Raw genomic sequence first — 24,766 nt, forward strand, 5'->3', positions numbered from 1 at the left:
GCTGCCTTGCCGGCGATGGGCCGGTACAACCACCACAGATCGCACAATTCAACTTTATGTGTAAAAATACACAAAACGTTGATATTGCGATGTGCCATGCCTATCCCCCCCAGCGAAGAACGCCACCTCACCCTCACGGTGCTCAAGGCCGCCATCCAGGCCTTGGGCAGCGTCGCCGCACGCAACATGGAAATCCTGCTGCACGACCTGGACCACCCGGAGCATTCCGTGGTGGCGATCGTCAACGGTCACCTCTCCGGCCGCAGCGTCGGCAGCCCGATCCTCGCCGCCCCAGAGCGGGATCAAGGCTTCAAGGCACTGATGCAGGCCTCGGCCGACCAGCACGGCAGCGAGCCGGTGGTACTACCCGACTACCCCACCACGCTCAAGGGCCGCACCCTGCGCAGCGCCACTGCGATCTTTCGCGACAGCACCGGCCACCCCTTCGCCAGCCTATGCGTCAACACCGACGTCACCGGCCTGGACGCCGCCATGAGCTTTCTCCAGCAGTTCCAAGCGCTGGGGGCCACGCCTGCCGTCAGCGAACCCGCCGACATGGAGCTGCTGATGAGCGAGATCATCCAGGCTTCCCTGCAACGCAGCGGCCAAGGCCGGATGAACAAACAGGCCAAGGTCGAGGCAGTGCGGGTCATGCAGGAGCGTGGCCTGTTCATCGTCAAAGGCGGCGTGGAAAAGGCGGCCAGTGCGCTCGGCGTGACCCGCTACACCATTTACAACTACCTTGAACAATTACGCGGAACCAGCCAATGACCTTGCATATCCACACCCCCCTGATCGAATCCCGCTCCCTGTCGTTGGCCGCGGGCCGAAACATCTGGCTCAAGCTCGATGCCCTGCAACCTTGCGGCTCGTTCAAGCTGCGCGGGGTGGGCCATGCCTGCGAAGTGCATCAGGCCCGTGGCGCCCGGCAGTTCATCTCGTCTTCGGGCGGCAACGCCGGCCTGGCGGTGGCCTATGCAGGGCGCAAACTGGGTGTGCCGGTGACCGTGGTAGTCCCCGAGACCACCACCGAGCGGGCCAAGGAGTTGCTGCGCCTGGAAGACGCCAACGTGGTGGTGCATGGCAGCTCCTGGCAAGAGGCCAACGCCCTGGCGCAGACCTTGGTGGGGCCGGATGATGCGTTCATCCACCCGTTTGACGATCCGCTGCTGTGGGCCGGGCATGCCAGCCTGATCGATGAAGTCGCCGAAGCAGGCGTCAAACCGGACGCCGTGGTGCTGTCGGTGGGGGGTGGCGGCTTGCTCAGCGGGGTGGTCGAGGGGCTGCAGCGCAATGGCTGGGGTGATGTACCGGTGCTGGCGGTGGAAACCCACGGCGCCGCGTCGCTGCACGCGGCCCTGCAGGCGGGGCATTCGGTCGAGCTGGAGCGCATCGCCTCGGTGGCAACATCGCTGGGGGCAAAGCGGGTAGCCGATCAGGCGCTGGCCTGCGCACAGCAACACCCGGTGCACAGCCACCTGGTCAGCGATCGCGCAGCGCTGGAAGCCTGTGAGCGGTTCCTGCTGGACCATCGCGTACTGGTCGAGCCAGCGTGTGGAGCGGCGCTGGCATTGGCGTATGCGCCAGGCGTCCTGGCGCACTACCAGAATGTGCTGGTGGTGGTTTGTGGTGGCGCTACGGCAACGCTTGAGCAGATTCACGCGTGGTTGCAGCAAGCCGATTGAGGCTGCCGCCCGTCGGTGGTGATTACGACAGTCACATGCGCCTGTTCTACTGAGCCCGCCGCAACCGGAAAAATGCCCTCGCAACGGCGTCAACCCTGACGAAATGCGTATCGCACCCTTTCGGTCTGCGGCAAGTGAAGGCACAATGCGTGTCCTTTTTTTGGCCGGCCTGGCCGGGGGCCTTTAAATGATCAAGACGCCGTATTACCTCATCGATAAAACCAAGCTGCTCAGCAACATGGAGAAGATCGCCTACGTGCGCGAACACTCCGGTGCCAAGGCGCTGCTCGCCCTCAAGTGCTTCGCCACCTGGTCGGTGTTCGACCTGATGCAGCAGTACATGGACGGCACCACCTCGTCCTCCCTCTTCGAGCTCAAGCTCGGCCGCCAGAAGTTCGCCGGCGAGACCCACGCCTACAGCGTGGCCTGGGCCGACGACGAGGTCGAGGAAATGCTCGAGAACTGCGACAAGATCATCTTCAACTCCATCGGCCAGCTGCAGCGCTTTGCCGAACAGTCCGAAGGCAAAGTGCGCGGCCTGCGCGTCAACCCGCAGGTCAGCAGCTCTGACTACCTGCTGGCCGACCCGGCACGTCCGTTCAGCCGCCTGGGCGAATGGGACCCTGCCAAGATCGAGCAGGTGATCGAACAGATCTCCGGTTTCATGTTCCACAACAACTGCGAGAACGGCGACTTCGGCCTGTTCGACAAGATGCTCACGCACATCGAAGAGCGCTTCGGTCACCTGCTGCACAAGGTCGAGTGGGTCAGCCTCGGTGGCGGCATCCATTTCACCGGTGAAGACTATGCGGTAGACGCCTTCTGCGCGCGCCTCAAAGCCTTCTCGCAAAAGTACGGCGTGCAGGTGTACCTGGAGCCGGGCGAAGCAGCCATCACCAACAGCGCCTCGCTGGAAGTGACCGTGCTCGACACCCTGTACAACGGCAAGCACCTGGCCGTGGTCGACAGCTCGATCGAAGCACACCTGCTTGACCTGCTGATCTACCGCCTCAACGCCAAGATGGCCCCCAACGACGGCGAGCACACCTACATGGTCTGCGGCAAGTCGTGCCTGGCCGGTGACATTTTCGGCGAGTACCAATTCGATCGCCCGTTGGCCATTGGCGATCGCCTGTCGTTCATCGACACGGCGGGTTACACCATGGTCAAGAAAAACTGGTTCAACGGCCTGAAGATGCCATCCATCGTGGTCAAGCAACTCGACGGCAGCGTCGAAGTCGTCCGCGAGTTCGGTTTCGAAGACTACGTTTCCAGCCTGTCGTAAGGCCGGCTTTCCAAGTAAGGAGCAAAAGGTAAATTGAAGAAGAACGTTCTTATCATTGGTGCAGGAGGTGTCGCCAAGGTGGTGGCCCACAAGTGCGCGCAGCATAACGACGAACTGGGTCGTATCGCTATCGCGTCACGGAACATCTCCAAATGCCAGGCCATCATCGACAGCGTCAAGGCCAAGGGTAGCCTCAAGGTACCCGCCGACATCCAGGCCTTCTCGCTCAATGCCCTCGATGTCGAGGCAACCAAGGCGCTGATCCGCGAGACCGAATCGCAGATCGTGATCAACGTAGGTTCCGCCTTCCTCAACATGTCGGTGCTGCGTGCCTGCATCGATACGGGTGTCGCCTATCTGGACACCGCCATCCACGAAGAGCCGGGCAAGATTTGCGAGACCCCGCCGTGGTATGGCAACTACGAGTGGAAACACCTCGAAGAGTGCCAGGCAAAGAACATTACCGCCATTCTCGGCGTCGGTTTCGACCCGGGTGTGGTGAACAGCTACGCCAAACTGGCGCAGCAGCAGTATTTCGACAGCATTGATTCGATCGACATCCTCGACGTCAATGCCGGTTCGCATGGCAAATACTTTGCCACCAACTTCGACCCGGAAATCAACTTCCGTGAGTTCACCGGGCAAGTGTGGAGCTGGCAGAACAGCCAGTGGACCAGCAACACCATGTTCGAGGTCAAGCGTACCGACGACCTGCCAGTGGTAGGCTCGCAGAACCTTTACCTGACCGGCCACGACGAAGTTCACTCGATTTCGAAGAACCTCAACGTGCCGAACGTGCGTTTCTGGATGAGCTTCGGCGAGCACTACATCAATGTGTTCACCGTGTTGAAGAACCTGGGCCTGCTCAGCGAGCAACCGGTAAAAACGGCCGAAGGCCTGGAAGTGGTACCGCTGAAAGTGGTCAAGGCCGTTCTACCAGACCCGGCCTCCCTGGCCCCTGGCTACACCGGCAAGACCTGCATCGGTGACCTGGTCAAAGGCACCAAGGATGGCCAGCCGCGCGAAGTGTTCATCTACAACGTGGCAGACCACGAAGAAGCCTACGCCGAGACCGACAGCCAGGGCATTTCCTACACCGCCGGTGTACCGCCAGTGGCTGCCGCCCTGCTGGTTGCCCGTGGCGAATGGGATGCCAAGCGCATGGTCAACGTCGAGGAGCTGCCAGCCGAGCCGTTCCTCAAGGCGCTTGACGTGATGGGCCTGCCAACCCGCGTCAAAGATGAAAAAGGCGATCGTCCTTGGGACGCTGAAGCCTAAGCAACAAACAGAAGGGGCGCCACATGGCGCCCCTTCTGCGTTTCCAGGCCCTTTAATGATCCTGTGGGAGCGGGCAAGCCCGCGAAAAGGCCCGTGCAGGACCACACCCTACTTCCGAGCTTCCAGAATCAGGTTGAACGGTGTCTGCGTCGCACGCCGGAAGCGGCCGAACCCCGCTTCCTCGAACACCGCCCGCAAGCGCGCCTCACCGGCTTGCGCACCCAACCCCAAGCCCACCTCCTGCGACAGCGAATTCGGCGTGCAGATGAAGGTAGAGGCTGCGTAGAACAAGCGCCCTACCGGCGTCAGGTTGCCGTCCAGCGAATCCTCGGCAAAAGGTTCTACCAGCATGACCGTGCCGTCAGCCTTCAACGCCCGATAGGCATGCTTGGCCGCCCCCACCGGGTCGCCCATGTCGTGCAGGCAATCGAAGAAGCACACCAGGTCATGGTCATGCCCCGGGTAATCCTTCGCACTGGCCTGCTGAAAACTCACCCGCTCGGCTAGCCCCGCCTCACGCGCACGATCGTTGGCGGTGGTGATGGAAGGCCCGTGATAGTCGTAGCCGACGAAGGTAGACGCTGGAAACGCCTGGGCCATGACCAGCGTCGAGGCGCCATGCCCGCAGCCTACATCCGCGACCTTGGCCCCCGCCTGTAGCTTGGCCACCACACCCTCGAGCGCTGGCAACCACTCAGCGACCAGAAACGTACGGTAGCCGGGTCGGAAAAACCGCTCGGTACCGCTGAACATGCAGGGGTGGTGGTCCCCCCAGGCCAGCCCGCCATCGCCTCGCATGGCCGCGACCAGCTTGTCCTTGTCATGGAACAGCGCAGCGATCACGGCGGCCCCACCGGCCATATAAGCCGGGGAGTCCTCCAGCGCCAGGGCCATGGCCTGCTCTTCGGGCAGCACAAAAGAGCCCTTGACGTGTGCCATGTAACCCGAAGCGGCCTGGGCGTTCAGCCATTCGCGCACCAGCCGCGGATGGCAGCCGGTTTTTTCCGCCAGCGCTTCGGGGGTAATTGGCTGGCTATCGGCCATCGCTCGATACAACCCCAGTTCGTCGCCCAGGATGACATTGGCCAGGGTCGCCGCTGCGCCCATGTCGCCCACCACCTTGCCCATGAAATCGTGAAGCCTTGCCTCGTCCATGACCTGCCCTCCTCTGCAAGAAGGCCATCGCCAGCGAGGGAACTCCGATCCGGGGAGGCGGTGGTCGGTTCAAGGGTTTGTGCTCGCCCTACAGCGCGTTATCGCGAGCACTGGGTAAGTCTAGATCTTCTGCCCGCACGCAACGGGATCCCGACCACATAGCGGCTCAATTCATCCATCAGGTAACAAAACCTAAACAACACTGTGACATTTTTTTTCAGCTTTCCTATCAAGGAGCTGAACGATGAAAGTCACGGTTTTCGGTACCGGCTATGTCGGCCTCACCCAGGCAGTGTGCCTGGCGCAGGTGGGGCACTCGGTGTTGTGCATGGATGTCGACGCTGAGCGGGTCGCCACCCTCAATGAAGGCCATTGCCCGATCTTCGAGCCCGGCCTTGCGCCGATGCTGGAAAAAAACCTGGCTTGTGGCCGCCTGCGCTTCACCACTGACGCCAGGGCAGCAGCCAACTACGCCAGGCTGCAGTTCATTGCAGTCGGCACACCGCCGCAAGCCGATGGCAGCGCTGACCTGAAGCAGGTGTTCGCCGTGGTCGACAGCATTCTCGAACACGCTGACGGCGCGGTGATCGTCAACAAGTCCACCGCGCCGGTCGGCACGGTGCACCGCATCAAGTCGCGCATAGCCCAGTCCGTCGCCGCCCCCGCTCGCTTCCAGGTAATCAGCAACCCGGAGTTTCTCAAGGAAGGCTCGGCCGTGGACGACTGCATGCGGCCGGACCGCATCATCATCGGCGGCGCCGAACCGGCCGAGGTGGCGTTGTTGCGCGAGCTGTACCTGCCGTTCAGCCGCAACCGCGAAAAACTCATGATCATGGATGCACGCAGCGCCGAGCTGACCAAGTATGCGGCCAACTGCATGCTGGCGACCAAGATCTCCTTCATCAACGAAATCGCCAACCTGGCCGAGCACCTGGGGGCCGACATCGAAATGGTGCGCCGCGGCATCGGCTCCGACCCGCGCATCGGTTACGACTTCATCTACGCCGGCTGCGGCTTTGGCGGCTCGTGCTTCCCCAAGGACCTGCAAGCCCTGCGCCGCAGCGCCGAGGCTGAAGGCTTCGAGGCGCAGTTGCTGCGTGCGGTGGAGTCGGTCAACGAACATCAGAAGGGTCGGCTGTTCAGCAAGATCCAGCGGCATTATCCCGATGGCCTGCGGGGCAAGGTATTCGCCCTGTGGGGCTTGTCGTTCAAGCCCAACACCAATGACATCCGCGAAGCCTCCAGCCGAACCTTGCTGGAAGCGCTGTGGGCTGCTGGCGCGCGAGTACAGGCCCACGACCCGCAGGCGATGGACGAAATCCTTCGGCATTACGGCCTGCGCGCCGATTTGCAACTGGTGCCGTGCAAGGACGATGCACTGGAAGGCGCCGATGCGCTGGTCATCGTCACCGAGTGGCAGGACTATCGTGTGCTGAATCTGGACAAGATGCAGGAGCTGTTGGCCGATCGAGTGGTGTTCGACGGCCGCAACCTGTTTGAACCCGAGCACATGACCGCCGCCGGCCTGACCTACTACGGTATCGGCCGCGGCCAGGTGCAGCCAGCATGCCCGTACTGATTACCGGTGTGGCCGGCTTTATCGGGTTCCACGTCGCGTGCCGCCTGTGCGAGGCTGGCATCGAGGTGATCGGCATCGACAACCTCAATGCCTACTACAGTGTCGAGCTGAAACGGGCGCGCCTGCAACAGCTGTCCAGCTTCGCCAATTTCCGCTTCCAGCCCCTCGACATCGCCAACAGCGTCGACCTGCAACAGCTGTTCAGCGGGCAGGCGTTCAGTGAAGTGATCCACTTGGCGGCCCAGGCCGGGGTGCGCTATTCGCTGGACAACCCCGGCGCCTATGGCCAGGCCAACCTGGTCGGTTTCCTCAATATGCTCGAAGCCTGCCGCCAGCAACCGCCGCGCCACTTGATCTACGCCTCCAGCAGCTCGGTGTACGGCGCCAACGCCAAGCTGCCGTTCAGCGTCGACGATCCGGTCGAGCAGCCGGTGTCGCTCTATGCCGCCAGCAAGCGCGCCAATGAACTGATGGCGCACAGCTATGCGCACCTGTATCGCCTACCGACCACGGGTTTGCGCTTTTTCACCGTCTACGGTCCTTGGGGCCGCCCCGACATGGCGCTGTTCAAGTTCACCCGCGCCATGCTCGAAGGACGCCCGATCGAGATCTACAACAACGGCCTGATGGGGCGCGACTTCACCTACATCGACGACATTGTCGAAAGCATCCTGCGCCTGCGCCTGAAGCCACCACAGCCTGCCCACGGGCGACCGCCCTGCCAGCTGTTCAACATCGGTCGCGGCCAGCCGGTGCGGCTGCTGCATTTCGTCGAGTGTCTGGAGGACGCCTTGGGCATCAAGGCCCAGCGCGACTACCTGCCACTGCAAGCGGGAGACGTGCTGGAGACCTGGGCCGATGTGGGCTCGCTGGCGCGCTGGGTCGACTTCACCCCGGGCACATCGCTGGAACACGGCATTAACGCTTTCGTTGGCTGGTACCGGGATTTTTACCGGGTTTGAGCCGCGCACTCACAACAAGACCACAGGTAGCCTCATGACAGATCCACTTGACCTCTCGGTACTGATCCCCGCCAGGAACGAGGTCGACAACCTGCCATCATTGTTGATGGAAATCCGCGCCGCACTGGCCGCCGAAGACTATGAAGTACTGGTGGTCGATGACGGCAGCAGCGATCGCACCCTGAGCGTACTTCAGCAACTGAAAAGCCAGGGTTACACGCAGCTGCGCATACTGCGCCACGAACGCTCGCTGGGCCAGAGCACCTCGCTTTGGCACGCCGCGCAGGCTGCCCGCGGCCACTGGCTGGCCACCCTCGACGGCGACGGCCAGAACGACCCGGCAGACATCCCTGGCATGCTCGACCTGGTGCGCGCCAACCAGGCATTGGCCGGTGGCGTGAAACTGGTCGCCGGGCACCGCGTCAACCGCCGAGACAGCGCGAGCAAGCGCTGGGCTTCGCGTGTTGCCAACGGCTTGCGCAGCCGCCTGCTCAAAGACGCCACGCCAGACACCGGCTGCGGGCTGAAGCTGATCGAGCGCGCAGCCTTCCTGCGCCTGCCTTACTTCGATCACATGCACCGCTTCATCCCGGCCCTGATCCTGCGCCACAACGGCCGCATGCTGGTGCACCCGGTCAACCACCGACCACGCCATGCCGGGGTGTCCAAGTACGGCAACCTGGACCGCGCCCTTGTCGGCATCCTCGACTTGTTCGGGGTGTGGTGGCTGATTCGCCGCACCCGCCTGGGCAGCCGCCCGCAGGAGTTTGAAGGATGACCCGCGAAACCCTGTGGCTGATCATCGGCTTCGCCGGTCAGGCGGTGTTCACCGGGCGCTTCGTGCTGCAGTGGCTGTACAGCGAGTTCAAGCGCCGCAGCGTGATCCCGGTAGGTTTCTGGTACCTGAGCATGCTCGGCAGTGCGCTGCTGCTGACCTACGCCATCTACCGCCAGGACCCGGTGTTCATCATCGGCCAGAGCTTCGGCTTTCTGGTCTACCTGCGCAACCTGCAACTGATCGCCCGCCACCAGGAACAGAAGGAATAGCCCTTGCCGAGGTTCAAGACGCTTGGGGCCGAACGCCTGGCCCTGATTGCCCTCGCCGTAGTGTTGGTGGGTGCAGGTATCGGCTGGCGACAGCCGATGAATGTGGATGAAGAGCGCTTTCTCGGCGTAGCCCTGGAAATGCTGCAAAGCGGCAACTGGTTCATCCCCCACCGGGCAGCGGAAATCTACGGCGACAAGCCGCCGCTGTTCATGTGGACCGTGGCCCTGTTCAGCCAACTGACCGGCTCGCCCAAGGTTGCCCTCTACCTGCCCGGGTTGATGTCGGCGGCAACCATCACCTGGGTGCTGCACGACCTGGGGCGGCGCCTGTGGAACCGGCGCATTGGCGTGATCGCCGCCTTGCTGTTCCTGGCCACCTACCAGAGCTACAGCATCCTGCGCACCGGACAGATCGACAGCTTCCTGTGCCTGTGGGTGGCGTTGGGTTTCTATGGCATGGTGCGCCACCTGCTATTGGGGCCGGCGTGGGGTTGGTTCTACCTGGCCTGTGCGGCCATGGGGCTGGGCATCATCAGCAAAGGCGTGGGCTTTGTCCCGGCGCTGATGCTGCTGCCCTATGCCTGGGCGGTGCGCCAAGGCGGGCACGGCGTTGTGGCCATGCCTGGCCAGGGTTGGCGCTGGAGCCTTGGGCTGCTTTGCCTGCTGGCCGGTTGCGCGGTGTGGCTTGTGCCCCTGCTGATGTCGATCGCCCAGGGCGGTGGCGCAGCGGAGCTGGCCTACCTCAAGGAAATCTTGCTGCGCCAGACCGCCAGCCGCTATACCAATGCCTGGGACCATCGCGAGCCATTCTGGTACTTCTTCGTCAAGGTCATTCCCAAGTACTGGCTGCCGCTGGTGCTGGCCCTGCCTTGGCTGGTACCGGCCTGGCGACGCCAGCTGCAAAAGCGCGACGGGCGCTTCTTGCTGCTACTCGGCTGGGTGGCGTTGGTGCTGCTGTTTTTCAGCCTCAGCAGCGGCAAGCGCAAGTTGTACATCTTCCCAGCGCTGCCGGGCCTGGTGCTGGCCATCGCCCCGCTGATACCGTGGCTGCTCAAACGCTGGTTGCTGGGCCGGCCGGCCTGGCGCAAAGCCTTTGTCGCCGTGGCCCTGCTATGGTTCGCGCTGTGGTTCGCCCGCGGCTTCGTCGAGCCGCTGAAGGAGGGCCGCAACCCGCATGAAACGCTGATGAGCGAAGCGGCACGCGCCACCGGCGGTGCCGAGCTGGTGCTGGTCAACTGGCGCGAAGGGCATTGGCTGTTTGCCCGACAGCCCATCGTGCATTTCGGCTTTACCGGACAATCCAGGGCGGATGCGGCGATCTATTGGCTGCGCCACAACCCCACCGCCTTCGCCCTGATCCCGGCCTCTGAACTGGGCCGCTGCTTCAGTGCCGACAAGGCCCGCAAGCTTGGTGAGACTTCGCGGGCTGAGTGGTATGTAGTGCGTGCCGATGCCGACAACGGCATGTGCCAAACCACTCCCCCGAGCCACGTCTACCGCTTTGCCTGGGCAGACGCGCCCGTGGCTCGTTAAAACCTGCGCCCCGCCGTGCTACGGCGCAGCGGTGCCGGCTGGCGGATCGAGTTGCAGCACCTCGTTGGTGTACGCCCACTCCTTCAATACCTGGTCGGGGTGGTCGTTCAGGCGCGTTCCGTAGGACGGGATGATCTGTTTGATCTTACCCTGCCATTGCGGCGTTGCTACCTTGTCCTTGAACACCTTGTTGAGCACATCGAGCATGATCGGTGGCGCGGTCGAGGCCCCCGGCGAGGCACCTAGCAACCCGGCGATGCTACCGTCCCTGGACATCACCACCTCAGTACCGAGCTTGAGCACGCCACCCAATGCCTCGTCCTTCTTGATGATCTGTACCCGCTGGCCCGCCTGCCACAGCCGCCAGTCTTCCTTCTTCGCCTCGGGGAAGTAGGTGCGCAGCGCTTCGAAGCGGTCATTGTCGGATTGCAGCACCTGGCCGACCAGGTACTGCACCAGGTCAAACTCGCGTACCCCTACCCGTACCATCGGCCAGGCGTTGTGCACGCTGGTACTGGCAAGCAGGTCGAGCAGCGAGCCTTGCTTGAGGAACTTGGTCGAGAAGGTGGCGAACGGCCCGAACAGGATCATGCGCTTGCCATCGAGCACCCGGGTGTCCAGGTGCGGCACCGACATGGGTGGCGCACCGGTGGCGGCAATGCCGTAGGCCTTGGCCATGTGCCGCTGGGCGATGGCCGGGTTATCAGTGACCAGGAACGAACCGCCGACCGGGAAACCCGCATAGTCCTTGGCTTCGTCGATACCCGACTTCTGCAGCAGGGGTAACGCCGCACCGCCGGCACCAATGAACAGGAATTTGGCGTCGGTGGCCGCCTTGCTGCCATCGTTGAGGTTCTTGTACTCGACATGCCAGGAACCGTCGCCGTTACGGGTGATTTCCTGTACCTCGGTGGACAGCTTGAGATCGAAGTTCGGCCGGGTCTGCAGATAGCCCACATATTGCCGGGTAATCTCGCCAAAGTTGACGTCGGTGCCAATCGGGGTCCAGGTTACCGCCAGTTTCTGGTTTGGGTCGCGCCCTTCCATCATCAACGGTACCCATTTGCGGATCTGCTCATGGTCCTCGGAGTACTGCATGGGCTTGAACAACGGGCTGGCCTGCAGCGCTTCATAGCGCTTCTTCAGGAAGCGGATGTTGTCGTCACCCCAGACGAAACTCATGTGAGGCGTGGTATTGATAAACGAATGCGGGTTCTTCAAAACCCCCTGTTTGACCTGCCAGGCCAGGAACTGGCGGGTGATCTGGAACGACTCGTTGATCTCCACCGCCTTGCTGATGTCGATCTTGCCGTCTTTTTCCGGGGTGTAGTTGAGTTCGGCCAGGGCCGAGTGGCCGGTGCCTGCGTTGTTCCAGCCGTTGGAGCTTTCTTCTGCCACCTTGTCCAGGCGCTCGACCATTTCCATTGACCAGCCCGGCTCCAGTTCGTTGAGCCAGACCGCCAGCGTGGCGCTCATGATGCCACCGCCCACCAGCATGACATCGACCTTCCTGGTTTCCGCAGCCTGGGCGTTGAGCATGCCAAAGGCCAAGGCCAGCCCGGCCAGTGCCAGCTCCGGCTTCAGGGTAATTTTCATAACCTTTTCCGCGCCTCGTTGCTATCCGAAAGTCCAGCCTCAAGCTTAGCTGACGGATTTAGTCGGGCATGGCTTACGCACAACCACTTGCAATCAGTCACGCCTCAAAATACTGTATGAATATTCAGTACGCAGAGATAGCCCCATGCAACTCATCGCCAAACTCGGCATCCTTGCCGACGCCGCCAAGTACGACGCATCCTGCGCCAGCAGCGGTGCGCCCAAGCGCAATTCGCGCGGCGGCGACGGCCTGGGCGCCACCAACGGCATGGGTATCTGTCACAGCTACACCCCCGACGGCCGTTGCGTATCGCTGCTCAAGGTATTGTTGACCAACTTCTGCCTGTACGACTGCCAGTACTGCGTGAATCGCCGTTCCAGCAACGTCCCCCGCGCGCGCTTCAGCCCTGAGGAAGTGGTAAGCCTGACTCTGGATTTCTACCGACGCAATTGCATCAGCGGCCTGTTCCTCAGCTCCGGCATCATCCGTTCGGCGGACTACACCATGGAACAGCTGATCCGCGTAGCTCGGCTGTTGCGCGAAGAGCACAACTTCCGCGGCTACATTCACCTCAAGACCATCCCCGATGCCGACCCGCTGCTGATCGAAGAGGCTGGCCGCCTAGCCGACCGCCTCAGCGTCAACATCGAACTGCCCACCGAAGCCAGCCTCAAGCGCCTGGCGCCAGAAAAACACGCGCATACCATCCGTCAGGCCATGGGCGTCATTCACCAGGGCCAGCAAGCCGTGGCCAACGAACCCAAAGCCCCGCGCTTCACCCCTGCCGGGCAAAGCACCCAGGTCATCGTCGGCGCCGACAGCACCGACGACAGCACCCTGCTGCGCAATGCCGAGTCGCTGTACCAAGGTTACGGCCTGAAGCGCGTGTATTACTCAGCCTTCAGCCCGATCCCCGACAGCCCGGGCAGCGTGCCCCTGGCTGCCCCACCGCTGCTGCGCGAGCACCGCCTTTACCAGGCCGACTTCCTGCTGCGTGGCTACGGCTACAAGGCGGGTGAGCTGCTTGGGCAAAGCGGCAACCTGGCGCTGGATATCGACCCCAAGCTGGCCTGGGCGCTGGCCAACCGTGACGTTTTTCCGCTGGATGTAAACCGCGCCGAGCCTGCGCTGCTGGCGCGCATTCCCGGTATTGGTCTGCGTAGCGTGCAACGCCTGGTCGCGCTGCGCCGGGAACGGCGAATCCGCTATGACGACCTGATCCAGTTGCGCTGCGTGCTGGACAAGGCGCGGCCGTTCATCGTCACCAGCGATTACCGCCCAGCCCAGGGGGAGCTGCGCAGCGGCTTGCTGCGGGCACGTTTGCGGGAGCCGCAGGCACCCGTGCAGATGGGGTTGTGGGGATGATGGCGCTCAACTGCGATGACCGGTTCGTCACGTGGCGGGATCAGGCCCGTGTGTTGCTCGGGCATGGCATCGACCCTTCGCAAGTCACCTGGTCACAAGGCCCGATGGCAGACCTGCTGGCAGTGCCTGCGTCGCCCCCCGAAGGCCCTGGCCCTTTTCGCGCCAAGGTGCCTGCCGCGCTGCTGAACCAGTTGGAGCAGGCTGCGCGTTACTGCGGCGAGCAACGGTGGAACCTGTTGTACGAAGTGCTCTGGCGGGTGGCCCATGGTGACCGCACGGCCATGCTGGCGGGCGACCGATTGGGCAGTGAACTGCAACGGCGCATCAAGCAAGTCAGCCGAGAGGCGCATCACCTGCATGCGTTTGTGCGCTTCGTGCCGTTGCCAGAAGCGTTGGCAGAACGGCTGCAACTTGATCTGGTCGCCTACCACGAACCGGCGCATGACATTCTGGAGAGTGCCAGCCCCCATTTTGCCGATCGCCTGGGGCGTTTGCGCTGGTTGATCGCCACACCACAGGATGGCATTCGGTTCGACGGACAGGTGTTCGATTACCAACGTCGGTGCCCCGAGCGCTGGCAGCAATGGGCGCGCAACGCTGAAGACCCAGGTGCCGAACTATGGCGCACCTATTACCGCCATACCTTCAACCCCGCCCGCCTCAACCCCGATGCCCTGCGCCTGCACATGCCCGGGCGGTTCTGGCGGCATTTGCCGGAAGGCATGCTGATACCGCAACTCGAAGGCCTGGCCCGCCAAGGCAAACAGCGGGACGGCCAAGCCCTTGAAATTGCCGCCAAACCCGGCAAACAGATCAACGCGCCAGCAGATAGCTGAAAAACTAACTGTCTCACGTTGTCTTGCATGGCGTCCTAAGGCTTGCACGATCACTGTGGGAGCGAGCGAAGCCCGGGCCATCCACCGCGTTGCCTGCTGGTACGGCGCAAGTCCAGGTCACACACCATCTTTGTGGGAGCGGCTTTAGCCGCGAACACCGGCGTAGCCGGTGCCATCCACTTCAATACCTGCTTCACAAGCCCCTCTTACAGCAGCCACCCAGCATCCCCTTCCTCAAGCACACCACCGTGATCCGTCCGGTCGCCTTTGCGGGCCACCGCCGCACCTTCGATCAGGAAATGCCCGGCCCCACTCTCTATCACCGCGCCACAGGTGGTCCGGTCACCTACCCTGGCAACCGGCCTGCCGTTAAACGTATACGTAGCGCTCCCGCTTTCGACCTGGTTTACCCCATGCAGCGGACAGTTGTGTTGGTGGCCTACAAGTACAACCGGATTCATAGGGCTTCTCCTTCAGAGGGTGCAGTACGGGATTCGCGGTCAATATCCGCCGGCCATTCAACCTTTGGCGCCAGGCAGTGCATGTGGCTCAGACCATCGTCGTCGTTCCAGTCGCGGGGTGGGTGCACGAATTTTGGCAGGGCTTCGGGGCCTTGTTGCATGAACAGCCGGGCGATGGCCCAGTAGGCCTCGCCGTGGTAAAGGTCGTGGGTGAAGAAGACGCGGTCGATGACTTCGTTGGTTTCAGGGTTGCGGACCGACAGCATGACGTTTTCTATCAGGCCGCCGTGGCCGGGGGCATAGACGCGGTAGACCTCGGCGGTTACATCGTCCCAGTTGTAGGCGACAGGTTTAACGCCCCAGTGTTTGCGGCTGAAAAGATAGATGTAGTTGAATCTAAATTGGTAGAGATAGATTTTCCGACGCAGGCGATTGAAACGAATGGGTTCGTCCCTTGGGAGCATCAGGTCCATCTTTACATGGGATGCAAGTGCCCACATGGCGATCGGCGGCAATAAAACCATGACGAGGCAAACAAACCAATCACGCGACCAATTAACATTCAACATTAGCGAATATAGATATATGGCCATTCCAAATGATATGACTAAAGTTGCCCCTCCTACCAGAGCCGCAACACCACGCAAGCTGACACTCGACCTCGGAAGCTCTAGGCACACATCATCAAGATAATTCGGCGCTGGCTTAACATCCTCAACACCAAAACGCGGGGCTGACTGCGAACTCACATCAGGCAGATCATAGCTCCAAAACAAAGCTCTATCCCAAAGAGCTCTAGGCTTGGCTTTCACTCGTTAAGCTCCTTGACGCAAATCTCAATATAAGCATCCGGCAGCGCTGTATCTGGCCAGTACATTACTAGCAGCGTCGCAGCACCTATGGTGTGCGACCCGATAGTCGGCATTAGTTCTGCAGCCCCAGTGATTTCCAGCCAAGATATTGCCAAATCCTCTGACCTCTCGGATTTACGCTTTCTATTCACTGAAATATTTTTTCTATAGTCGGGTAGTCTTGGCTGAGAAAAACCAGAAAATCTTGCCGCTTTAGTGAGAGCCTCAATCGGGAGAGCCTGATATTCATCCACAAGCACAGTTTCTCCACCAAAGAAGTCGGGAAAAGTGCCATCACCATGCCGATGCACTACGAGGACCAAGCGAAAAGCTGAGCATTCATCACTGTAACCAGGTAACACGACTTGAAATTTAAGTTTATGCTCTAACTCCAAACTGACCAACCCTCCTATCCTGGGCGCAGCCGAATTGATTGACCGATTGGACTCGAAGTTAATCGCCGCGCAAACACCCAGGGTCGCCGCATTAAGCTCTGCAAACGCAATATCCGCATATTCCGGGCTGCCCCAGAATACGGCTGGCTTCTCATCAGCTTTGCCAAAGCAGCAGCGTCGCGCCCATCGCTCCAAGGCTACAGATTCGTTTCCTTCAGCCCACTTGCTGATTGCGTACGCCGTGAGCGCCAGCATCACTGCCAACCCTAAAGGCCCTAATATAAGCGGTTTAAATACTGCATACACAAATACGCCAGTTGAAACGGTGAGCCCAAATCCCGCCCCGATATATATAGCTCCGGCTCTGTTGTCTCCTGCTGCTAGCACGCGCTTTGCTGCAGCAAATGCTTGCGCCGTATCAAATATCCCGGCTATTGCACTAATAATTGCACCAAACTTGATTAGCGAAACACCAGTTCCCGCCGCGCCCTTAGCCCCGGGTATTGACCTCAGCACGAGCCCAATCAGCTCAATTTGCCCGCCCAGCAACCCCAATTGCGAACCCTGCAACGCCAAACTGGCCTCATGCGCCTTGGACCCAATCCCCGCTTCCGCTTTTTCCTGATTTCTGGCGAGGCTGTCGGATTGCAAGTACAGCCCTCCAATCGCCAGCAGTACTTCCCAGCTTCCCGCCACACCCCGCAAGCCGCGAAACCCGGTTCGCACCAACTGCGCCGCCTGCTGGGAAGTAATACGCATGCCCTGCAACACCTTTCGCGCATTCGACTCGAGCGTCCCCGCCGCGACCGAGACCTCCACCAAGGTACGCTGCGCCAAGCTGCTTGCCTGAGTTACCTTCATGTTGGCTTCCTCAAACAACCGACCATGCACGTCCGCCGCGGTACCCTCGACCCACACCGAGACACGAATCATGGTGTTGGTAAACCGCGGGTCCAGCACGGCCAGGCTCATCAACCCGTGCTGGATGATCGGCCGCACCTTGTTCCAGGCCTTGGTCGAATGAATGTCGATGTCAGCGATGTTGCGATGCATCCGGTCCCTGGCCTCGGCAATCGAGGCATTGGCCTTGTGCTGCAATTCGCGTAAATGGGCACTCTGCAGGGCGTAGTACTCGCCCAGCTTCATCTTCACTTCCAGCTCGATGAGGTGCACGCCGTTGTACAGGAACTGGGTTGCACTGTTCAGGTGCCGCACGGCGGTCTGAATGCCAGGTGGCAAATTGGGCGACAAGCGTTGGCTGGCGGCGTTGAGCGCGCCTTGGGTTTCGGCAATGGCCTGCTTGAGGGTGTTGCGCATGCGCAAGCCGGCGTCGTCGCTCGCAATGATCTTGCTCAGCATGCCGTAGAGCTTGTCGCTGTCATTCCAGTTGGTGACGTCGGAAAAGCTGGGAAGCAGCCCGGCCAACAACGCACGGTCACGCATCAACAACGCGCGATAGGGAGGGCTATCAGGATCCTGTAGCCATTTCTGCCAGAGCGTTTCGCTGGTGCCGGCAGCGGGACTCACATCGGACGCCACCGCCTCGGTAATACCGCCACCTAGGCATAAGGCCATGGTCTTGGCATACGCCACGCCAGACTCACGATGATCACCGTCGTAATCGTACTGCTCGGCCACCTTGAACATGGGCGTGTCGAACAGCGCGGCGTAAGCACGGGCGTCCTTGTCGATGAAGCGCTGGAACTCGGCTTCCTGCTGGTCATACCCGGCCTGGAACGCCGCCCGTTGCGGTTCGTGGTAGCGCTGTTCGAGTTTATCGTCGCTGTCCTTCATCGCTTGCTCGACCATGCGCAGCCGCTCTACCGTCGGATCAACCGGTACAAACGGCCCTCTACCCGCCATCGGCTCCAGCGAAGGCACCTTCTGCGCCGCCCACTCTCGCTGCGTGGCACGAATGACTTGCAGGATCTGCGAGGTCTGCAGCTGGTAGGCACGCATGGGGTCCTCACGCCAGACCTGGCGCTTCACCACCCAGGTCAACCGCTGATGGTTGAATTCCTGAATCAGGCCAACGGTATCGTCGAGCACCACTGCCAGCACGCCGTTCTCCAGCGTGTGCCGGTTCATCGCGTTGACCAGGTATCCCTTCAAGGCAAACCTGCGCAGCTTGCGAGTGTGAAAGCCATGCGCACTGTCAAACGGCGAGCACCCATGCTGGGCGTACTCGAACACATCCTTGTCGACCTGCAGGTTATCCGGCGTCATTGCAATGCCCAGTAATTCTGGGTTGTTACGCGCCTGGGTCAGGTCAATCCCCTCGAAGCGATGTGCAGGTGCCTGGCCCTTCTTGTAGGCATTCAGCACGCTGACCGGCCAGGCATCGCTGGAGAAGGCCAGCCAGGCTGTGCCATACCGGTCGGTATCGATGTTCAGGAAGGATGAAGGAATGTCGTGGTTTTCATTCACGCACTTTTCGGGCAGCGATGCGGGCAGGCCCTCTGACGGTTCGTAGGGGTTGAAGCGGCGCAGATGGCCCTGTTCGCTGACTTCGTAGGCATGCCAGACCTGCTGGTCCAGCAGCACATACAGGTAACCCATGCGCAAGGTGCGCAGGCCCATCTTGGCTGTAACGTGCAGGCTACCGGCGACGGTGGTGACGCAACCTGGGCGCGCATCCGGCACCAAGGCGCGGCGCAGCGGCAGGATCGGCAGGCCCTGGCGCTCGCAGGACATGCACTGGTCGTGCGGCAGCCCGGTTTCGGCTGCCGCAATGGCGATACGTTGGCTGAGGGTCATAAGCGCCTCTCGGCTTCAGGTAGGGGATCGATCAGATGGCACCATTGCGCCTCGGAGTAGCGGGCGAGCATCGGGGCGAGCGGTCGGTGATCGCCGACGGCGGCGTCTACCATCCTGCGCACCGCGGCAACGGTATGGAGCCTGGGGTGGATGCACAGGTGATGGAGGGCAAACACCACAATGTCTTCCTGTGTGCTCAAGCCCAGTCTGCGAGCGTCATCGATATGGTTGGATGCACGCACGGCGGCAAATGGCGGTATCTGGCAATGGCTCGCGTCCTGCGAGCCCGCGCGCAACACTCTCCACATAGCCAGCACTTGCTCGATCAACGGCACGTCATCCTGGATGCGCCGGGCAGGCCCCGGCAAAGGATGGCGCTGCCCGCTTTGCCCTTTCAGGCTCGACAATCTGCCGCCACTGCTCAGGAACAGCCAGTTGCTGACCGGCCACCACGGGCCTTGCTCGACCCGTTCGAACGTTGCTGCAAGCAATTCCAGGCGAACAGGTTCGTAGACCGGATAGAAGCTGAACGCCCGCTCGGCATTGGGTATTCGACACAGGGCCGAGACATGGGCGGCTAGGGTGACCGGCGCAGCCTCACTGAACAGCCAGCCGCTCAGGTAGCGACGGCGCTGATGCAGCCCTCTTTGCGCTGTGCGCGCGGTCAGCTCCAGCAGCGTGCGGCTGGGCATCGCTCCGGGTGAGGCCAGGCATACCAGCACCGGGTGCAGGTGGGGTGCATGGGCCAGATCGGCCCTGTGCACTCGGGTCAACGCGGCCTCGCCCAACGCTTCGCGCAGTTGTGCAAGCAGTGCATGGTCGCTTCTACCCGCGATGGCAAGGGGGTCTATCAGTACATGACAATGCAGGTGCGCCGCATAGTGCCCTTCTATGATGTTGGCCAAGGCCTCGCTACTCATCACGACTTGGCCTCGCACTGGTTGCTGGCGTCAGGCGTAAGCTCAAGTGGCTCGCTACTGGCGTTCCCTTCGCCAGTCGCCTTGGTCTGCCCCTGCAGGTCGAGTGTCAAGCCGCTGATGGTAATGCCCTGGGCATCCAGCACGATGCTGGCGCCAGGGCTTCTGAACTCGATGCGTTCACTGGCCAGCAACTGATAGACCGTCGTGCGTTGTTGCACCCCCTGCCCGACGCTGATCGATTGAGCCCCTTTGATCACAAGCTCGCTGTTGTTGCCGATGACAACCCGCTGGTTGGCCCCCGTTGTCTGGCTGCGGTTGTTGCCCACTTGTTCGTTCAGGTCATGCTTGATGTCCACACGGCTGTTTTGCCCAATGACCTGGGTATGGTCACGGGCCGTGTCCTGGCGGAAGTTGCTGCCGATGCTCAGTTGCTCATCATTACCGACCTGCTCCACGCGATTGCGCCCAATAGTCGTGGTTTCGTCATTGCCCACCACATTGACCTGGTTCCTTTGGGCATGGATGAACACTTCCTCCTTGCCCAGTTCATCCTCGAAACGCAGCTCGTTAAAACCATCGCCCTTATGGGTCTGGCTCTTGATGGTCATCCGCGTCTTGTGCTTGGGCAGGTCATACGGCGGCAGCTGATTGCCACAGTAGGTGCGCCCGGTGATCATCGGCTGGTCCGGGTCGGCGTCGACGTACTGGATGATCACGTCCTGGCCAATGCGCGGAATGGCCATCGAACCCCAGCTGCCGCCGGCCCAGCCTTGCGACACGCGTACCCAGCAGGAACTGAACTCGTTGTCCTGGCTTTCCCGGTCCCAGGGGAAGCTGACCTTCACCCGGCCCCATGGGTCGCAGTAGATCTCCTCGCCCTTGGGCCCCACCACCGTTGCCATCTGCGGGCCGTCGATGCGCGGCTTGGGCAACGGCGCCGGGCGCCATTCGGTTCTGCCGGGCACCAGCACAGCCTCTTGGCAGTAGCGGGTACCTTGCCGGGCACCTGCAGCTTCCTCCTGAAGGCTGGTGAACTGGGTGCCTTCGTGGTGCACGCGGCTTACCCGCCAATGCCTGTTCAGGTCTTCGCGCGGGTGCCCGATCAGGGTGAAGCTCAGCCCCGGTTGCAGGCGCACATCGTCGCCTTCGACCTCGGCCAGGTGGGCGTCATGGCGCCAGGCTGTGATGCGGGTGGCGGTGAAGGGGGCGCCGACGGCCTCGCGCTTGTAGCGACCGGGGTAGTCGAAGCGCTCGTACGTGGTGGACTGGTGCCTGAGGTCGCTGCCCTCGGCACGCTGCTCCTGGCGGTAGGCCGGGTGGGTGAAGGTGTAGTCGCGCTGCACCTGGCGCGCGGTACGTACCTGCTCGCTGTAACGCAGGCGGCGCAGGCACGGCCTGGCCTGATCGCCGCCGCTGTTGGCGTGGTACAGCACCTGGTTGGGGTCGGTGTCGTCCGGCTCGAAAAAGCCTTCGTCCTCGTCATCGTCATCGGGCTTGATGGCGCCCTGGCTGAGCTGCCCCAGCCCCAGCAGCCGGTCGGTGATGAGCAGCTTGTGCAGTTTTGGCGTGTGCTCGAAGCGGTAGATGAAACCCTCTTCGGCGGCCAGGCGGGCGATGAAGTCGAGGTCGGTTTCACCGGCCTGCACGCAGAACTCGCGCACCTCGTGCTTGTCGATGCTTCTCAGCTCGTAGCCGGTGATACCCTGGCGCTTGAGCATGATCTCGAGAATCTGCGGCACGGTTTTCTGCTGGAAGATGCGCCAGTTCGAGCGCAGCCCGGCGCGGGCCAGCACGGGTTCGACCAGGGCGCGATAACGGGTGCGATGGAAGCCCGTTTCACCCTGGCTGAAGGTGCTGACCAGGCCGTGCACGTAGCGCAGCGGGCGCTCGCCGTGCCAGATCGTAAACAGCACCGGCTTGTCGAGCAACTGACCGAAGTCGACATCGTCTTCAAAACTGACCAGTTCCAGCTTCAGCTGGAAAGGCGTGCTGATGGCTTCGTCCAGCTCGAACGACACCACTTCGAATTCACTCCGGCCCACCAGCGGCTGGAAGGTAAAGCGCAAATCGGATTGGCTAGGCATGTGGCGTCCCCTGCTACTGCTGCAGAATCGCGTCGAGCGATTCCAGGACTTCGGCGGTGAGCAGGTCAAGGCGGTAGCTGTAGTAGCTGTAAGCGCAGACCATGGCGACGGCCGAGATCACCAGCGGGCTCCACCAGGGCCACTCCCAGCGTCGCGGGCGGTGGGGGCAATGAACGACGTTGGTGTAGGGGTCGCACACCTCTTGCGGCATGGGGCCACGCAGTTCGCGGATGACCGTGTGCATGCGCGAGATCAAGGCGTTGATGATGTCTTCGCACTTGGGGTCGAGGGCGTGCTTGCCCCGCAGGCCCAGGCAGAAGCAGTAGTACAGGAACTCCAGGACATCCTGGAATTCCTTGGGCGCCTGCATGACCCGTTCGAGCAGCACGAAGATCTTTTCGCCGCCCTGGGTTTCGTCGTGGAAGATGCTGAGCAGCGGCTCGTGGCTCCAGCACGAATTGTTGCCCCAGGGGCGGCTCATCACGGCCTCGTCCAGATACAGGCACAGGGCATAGGAATAGACTTCCTGGTGCACGATGGGGTAGCCGTGCTGCTGGATTTCTTCGCGGATGTTGCTGACCTGGTTTTGCACGGTCTTGTGCACATAGGCGATGTTGGGCAGGTCATCCAGCGTACGCAGGCGAATGACCAGACCGAACAGCGGGCTCGCCGCGTCGAGCATCAGGTTTTCGAAGCCGCCACGCAGCTGGAACTCCGGGTCGCCGGGGTAACCTTCAACATCCGGGTCACCTGCTCGCTGCCCCTGGTCAGCCGGATAGGGTGAATCGCTACCCTCCGGCACTTCGAGCATCGCGTAAACGCTGCGTTCTGAAGCGTCATGGGCATCGACAGCGCTGTCGGGTTTTACCGGAGGCAGATCGGATGGGCCGGGCATGAAGGGGTCCTTGTCTTCGAGAAAACTGAAGACATGAACACTATCGGGGAATCAATTCTCCAAGGAGTCTGGGGCTTCCCAAATGCTTGTAGGATCCTTCTCTGAATCTAGTTTCCAAACATTTCCCTGGCAGCATCCTGCTAGAGAATAGGGCCCTGAAAGAGCGGGTTTTCCGCTCCTGCAGGGATCGCACAACGCTTCCACAAGCGCGTTGCGCTCAGCCAAAGAGCCTGGCCAGGCAGGCCAGTTTCTTCTTGTATGATCGCCGCGCCTCCAGCGCCTGCTCCAGGCTCACCGCCAGGAACCTTGCCTGCTGGTTGGGCTGCATCTGGCCGATCAGGTCGAGGTCGGCGCTGATCACCGTGCCGATCATGGCGTAGCCGCCACCCGATACCGCATCACGGTGCAGGATGATCGGTTCCAGCCCCGCTGGCACCTGGATAGAACCGATCGGGTAGCAGCTGTCTACGATGTTGGACGGGTCCGAGCCGGCACCGAACGGTTGCTCCCGCGGCTGGAAACCCAAGGCGCTGCCGCCTTTGTAGCGATAGCCGATACGGTCCGCTTCGGAGCCGACTGTCCAGGCCTGTGTAAAGAAGCTTTGTGCTGCGTCTTCGGTCAGGCGATGAAAGTACAGCCCCGGCACCACCCGCACCACCACCTCGCCGCCCAGGGCCTGGCGCAGGGCCATGGGCAGGCTTGCGCCGGCGCGGGTCGTGCCGCTGGGCACACCAACCGGCAGCACGTCACCTGCCATCAGCTTGCGCCCCTGGAACCCGCCCAATGCCCCCAGCGCGTAGGTGGAGCGGCTACCGAGCACCTCAGGTACATCGATACCACCGGCCACGGCCAGGTAGGCACGGGCGCCCGCCGTGGGAAAGCCGAAGCGCAGCACCTGCCCGGCGCGCACCGCAAATGCCGTGTCGGGGCGCTGCTCGCGGCCCTCCAGCAAAGCGGGCATCTGTGCACCGCATACCGCCACCAGCGCATCCTGCTGGAACTCCAGCTCCGGCCCCACCAGCGCACACTCAAGGGCGGCTGCGCCCGCTGGGTTGCCCACCAGGTGGTTGGCCGCGCGCAGGGCGTACTGGTCGAGTGCACCGGACGGCGGAATGCCCAGGTGGTAGTAGCCTTCACGGCCCAGGTCCTGCACCGAGGTGGCCAGGCCGGGTTTGAGTACCTTGATCATGCCAGTACCTCCTGCAGCGACTTGGGGTAACCGACCGGGTCGGCAAGGAAGGCATCCAGGGAGAACTCGACCGGGCGAATACGCAAGTCGAAACGGCCCTCTTCCACATCTGCCACTGCCTGGTCGTAGGCCCGGCGATCAATGGGCTTGAACTGCACGATGTCACCCGGGCGGAAAAACACCATGTGCGCCTTCAGGTAGTTCAGTGTTTGCCCAGGGTCGTAGATCGGTGCCGGGGTGACGCCGAACATCTGGTAGCCCCCCGCCCCACGCACCGAGTAGATGCAACCGAAGCAACCGCCATGGCCCAGGGTAAGCTTGGGCGTGTCAGTACGCGGGCGCAGGTATTTGGGTACCTGCAGCTGCCGATCACGCTCGACCATCTGGAACATGAAGGGCAGGCCAGCCACGAAGCCGACCATCGACACAAACCACGGCGCACCACTGTGGGCGGCGATAAAAGCATCGACATCCGCCAGCCCGTTTATGCGCGCCGCGTACTCCAGGTCCGTGCTGGCCGGGTCTTGGTGGCGGTCACGGAAACGCATCAGGGTCTCATGGGTCCAGGGGTCGTTGTACAGCACCGGGATCTCGATGATCCGCGTCTGCAACGAACGCTCGGCCACAGCCTGGGCTTCGGCACCTTGCACCGCTTCAAGCAGCGCCTGCGGCGCGATACGGTCCGGGTCGAAGCGGATCTGGAACGAGGCATTGGCCAGGCACACGTCCAGCACACCATCAAGCGCCAGCCGCTCCACTGCGCGGGTGACGGCCATGCCCTTGAAGAAAGCTTCCAGCGACATGCTTTCGCTGACTTCGGCAAACAGGTGCTCGTCGGCGCCGAAGCTGTAGCGGATCGGGGTTGTAGCAAGCGGTTCGGCCATGACTGTTC

At 61.9% G+C, this 24,766-nt stretch carries 21 protein-coding genes; 11 read left to right on the forward strand and 10 right to left on the reverse strand.

What is annotated here, in order from left to right; genetic code table 11:
- Positions 1–96: 96 nt before the first annotated feature.
- The 4 genes from J3A71_RS16875 (at position 97) to J3A71_RS16890 (ending at position 4,248) form a co-directional block, all read left to right on the forward strand.
- Positions 97–771 carry a PAS domain-containing protein gene (locus tag J3A71_RS16875; protein WP_096426012.1) on the forward strand — a complete coding sequence of 225 codons (675 nt, stop codon included), beginning with the start codon at positions 97–99 and terminating at the stop codon, positions 769–771.
- Positions 768–1,685 carry a pyridoxal-phosphate dependent enzyme gene (locus J3A71_RS16880; RefSeq protein ID WP_060516581.1) on the forward strand — a complete coding sequence of 306 codons (918 nt, stop codon included), beginning with the start codon at positions 768–770 and terminating at the stop codon, positions 1,683–1,685. Before J3A71_RS16875 ends, J3A71_RS16880 begins: the two co-directional genes overlap by 4 nt.
- A gap of 187 nt (positions 1,686–1,872) precedes the next feature.
- Positions 1,873–2,970: a carboxynorspermidine decarboxylase gene (locus tag J3A71_RS16885; protein ID WP_016486580.1), complete on the forward strand. Its 1,098-nt coding sequence runs from the start codon at positions 1,873–1,875 to the stop codon at positions 2,968–2,970.
- Positions 2,971–3,003: 33 nt separating this feature from the next.
- Positions 3,004–4,248 carry a saccharopine dehydrogenase family protein gene (locus J3A71_RS16890; protein ID WP_003248123.1) on the forward strand — a complete coding sequence of 415 codons (1,245 nt, stop codon included), beginning with the start codon at positions 3,004–3,006 and terminating at the stop codon, positions 4,246–4,248.
- A 108-nt stretch (positions 4,249–4,356) separates the two neighbouring features.
- Here the strand turns inward: J3A71_RS16890 and J3A71_RS16895 are convergent, their stop codons facing one another.
- Positions 4,357–5,403 carry a class I SAM-dependent methyltransferase gene (locus J3A71_RS16895; protein WP_096426011.1) on the reverse strand — a complete coding sequence of 349 codons (1,047 nt, stop codon included), beginning with the start codon at positions 5,401–5,403 and terminating at the stop codon, positions 4,357–4,359.
- Between the two features lie 244 nt (positions 5,404–5,647).
- On the opposite strand from J3A71_RS16895, the gene J3A71_RS16900 reads away from it, so the two are divergent.
- From J3A71_RS16900 to J3A71_RS16920, 5 genes are read left to right on the forward strand one after another with little or no spacing between them, the layout of a single operon-like run.
- On the forward strand, positions 5,648–6,982 hold the full coding sequence (locus J3A71_RS16900; RefSeq protein WP_209953056.1) for a UDP-glucose/GDP-mannose dehydrogenase family protein: 1,335 nt from the start codon (positions 5,648–5,650) through the stop codon (positions 6,980–6,982).
- Positions 6,970–7,944: an NAD-dependent epimerase/dehydratase family protein gene (locus J3A71_RS16905; protein WP_023048172.1), complete on the forward strand. Its 975-nt coding sequence runs from the start codon at positions 6,970–6,972 to the stop codon at positions 7,942–7,944. Before J3A71_RS16900 ends, J3A71_RS16905 begins: the two co-directional genes overlap by 13 nt.
- Positions 7,945–7,978: 34 nt before the next feature.
- Positions 7,979–8,722 (forward strand): glycosyltransferase family 2 protein, encoded by a 744-nt coding sequence (locus tag J3A71_RS16910; protein WP_016486576.1) that lies wholly within the window; start codon positions 7,979–7,981, stop codon positions 8,720–8,722.
- A complete protein-coding gene (locus J3A71_RS16915) occupies positions 8,719–8,991 on the forward strand; it encodes a lipid-A-disaccharide synthase N-terminal domain-containing protein (protein ID WP_016486575.1) in 273 nt (90 codons plus the stop codon). The genes J3A71_RS16910 and J3A71_RS16915 overlap by 4 nt, the downstream gene beginning before the upstream one ends.
- 3 nt (positions 8,992–8,994) lie before the next feature.
- Positions 8,995–10,524, forward strand: a complete 1,530-nt coding sequence (locus tag J3A71_RS16920; protein WP_096426010.1) for a glycosyltransferase family 39 protein — start codon at positions 8,995–8,997, stop codon at positions 10,522–10,524.
- An 18-nt stretch (positions 10,525–10,542) separates the two neighbouring features.
- Here J3A71_RS16920 and mqo read toward each other — a convergent pair whose 3' ends face one another.
- A complete protein-coding gene (gene mqo / locus J3A71_RS16925; protein ID WP_023048175.1) occupies positions 10,543–12,120 on the reverse strand; it encodes a malate dehydrogenase (quinone) in 1,578 nt (525 codons plus the stop codon).
- A gap of 145 nt (positions 12,121–12,265) precedes the next feature.
- On the opposite strand from mqo, the gene J3A71_RS16930 reads away from it, so the two are divergent.
- Together J3A71_RS16930 and J3A71_RS16935 are read left to right on the forward strand one after the other, a co-directional pair.
- Positions 12,266–13,486: a putative DNA modification/repair radical SAM protein gene (locus tag J3A71_RS16930; protein WP_096426009.1), complete on the forward strand. Its 1,221-nt coding sequence runs from the start codon at positions 12,266–12,268 to the stop codon at positions 13,484–13,486.
- A complete protein-coding gene (locus tag J3A71_RS16935; protein WP_095117170.1) occupies positions 13,477–14,322 on the forward strand; it encodes a TIGR03915 family putative DNA repair protein in 846 nt (281 codons plus the stop codon). The genes J3A71_RS16930 and J3A71_RS16935 overlap by 10 nt, the downstream gene beginning before the upstream one ends.
- Positions 14,323–14,528: 206 nt before the next feature.
- On the opposite strand, the gene J3A71_RS16940 is transcribed toward J3A71_RS16935, so the two are convergent.
- The 8 genes from J3A71_RS16940 to J3A71_RS16975 all read right to left on the reverse strand — a co-directional run bounded on the left by J3A71_RS16940 (position 14,529) and on the right by J3A71_RS16975 (position 24,758).
- Complete coding sequence (locus J3A71_RS16940; protein ID WP_016499958.1) at positions 14,529–14,783, reverse strand: PAAR domain-containing protein; 255 nt, start codon at positions 14,781–14,783, stop codon at positions 14,529–14,531.
- The gene (locus J3A71_RS31480; RefSeq protein WP_231995329.1) at positions 14,780–15,595 is read right to left on the reverse strand and encodes a DUF6708 domain-containing protein; all 816 of its coding nucleotides are present in this window, start codon (positions 15,593–15,595) and stop codon (positions 14,780–14,782) included. Before J3A71_RS31480 ends, J3A71_RS16940 begins: the two co-directional genes overlap by 4 nt.
- Positions 15,592–18,786, reverse strand: a complete 3,195-nt coding sequence (locus tag J3A71_RS16950; RefSeq protein WP_096426008.1) for a T6SS effector BTH_I2691 family protein — start codon at positions 18,784–18,786, stop codon at positions 15,592–15,594. Before J3A71_RS16950 ends, J3A71_RS31480 begins: the two co-directional genes overlap by 4 nt.
- Positions 18,783–19,706 (reverse strand): hypothetical protein, encoded by a 924-nt coding sequence (locus J3A71_RS16955; protein WP_096426007.1) that lies wholly within the window; start codon positions 19,704–19,706, stop codon positions 18,783–18,785. Before J3A71_RS16955 ends, J3A71_RS16950 begins: the two co-directional genes overlap by 4 nt.
- Positions 19,706–21,790 (reverse strand): type VI secretion system tip protein TssI/VgrG, encoded by a 2,085-nt coding sequence (gene tssI / locus J3A71_RS16960; protein WP_209953058.1) that lies wholly within the window; start codon positions 21,788–21,790, stop codon positions 19,706–19,708. Before tssI ends, J3A71_RS16955 begins: the two co-directional genes overlap by 1 nt.
- 13 nt (positions 21,791–21,803) lie before the next feature.
- On the reverse strand, positions 21,804–22,685 hold the full coding sequence (icmH, locus tag J3A71_RS16965) for a type IVB secretion system protein IcmH/DotU (RefSeq protein ID WP_096426005.1): 882 nt from the start codon (positions 22,683–22,685) through the stop codon (positions 21,804–21,806).
- A gap of 217 nt (positions 22,686–22,902) precedes the next feature.
- Positions 22,903–23,874, reverse strand: a complete 972-nt coding sequence (locus J3A71_RS16970) for a biotin-dependent carboxyltransferase family protein (RefSeq protein WP_024717963.1) — start codon at positions 23,872–23,874, stop codon at positions 22,903–22,905.
- Positions 23,871–24,758, reverse strand: a complete 888-nt coding sequence (locus J3A71_RS16975; protein WP_023049312.1) for an allophanate hydrolase subunit 1 — start codon at positions 24,756–24,758, stop codon at positions 23,871–23,873. Before J3A71_RS16975 ends, J3A71_RS16970 begins: the two co-directional genes overlap by 4 nt.
- Between the last annotated feature and the right edge of the window lie 8 nt (positions 24,759–24,766).

It is taken from the genome of Pseudomonas sp. PvP089 (assembly GCF_017875165.1).
Taxonomy (GTDB): domain Bacteria; phylum Pseudomonadota; class Gammaproteobacteria; order Pseudomonadales; family Pseudomonadaceae; genus Aquipseudomonas; species Aquipseudomonas fortuita.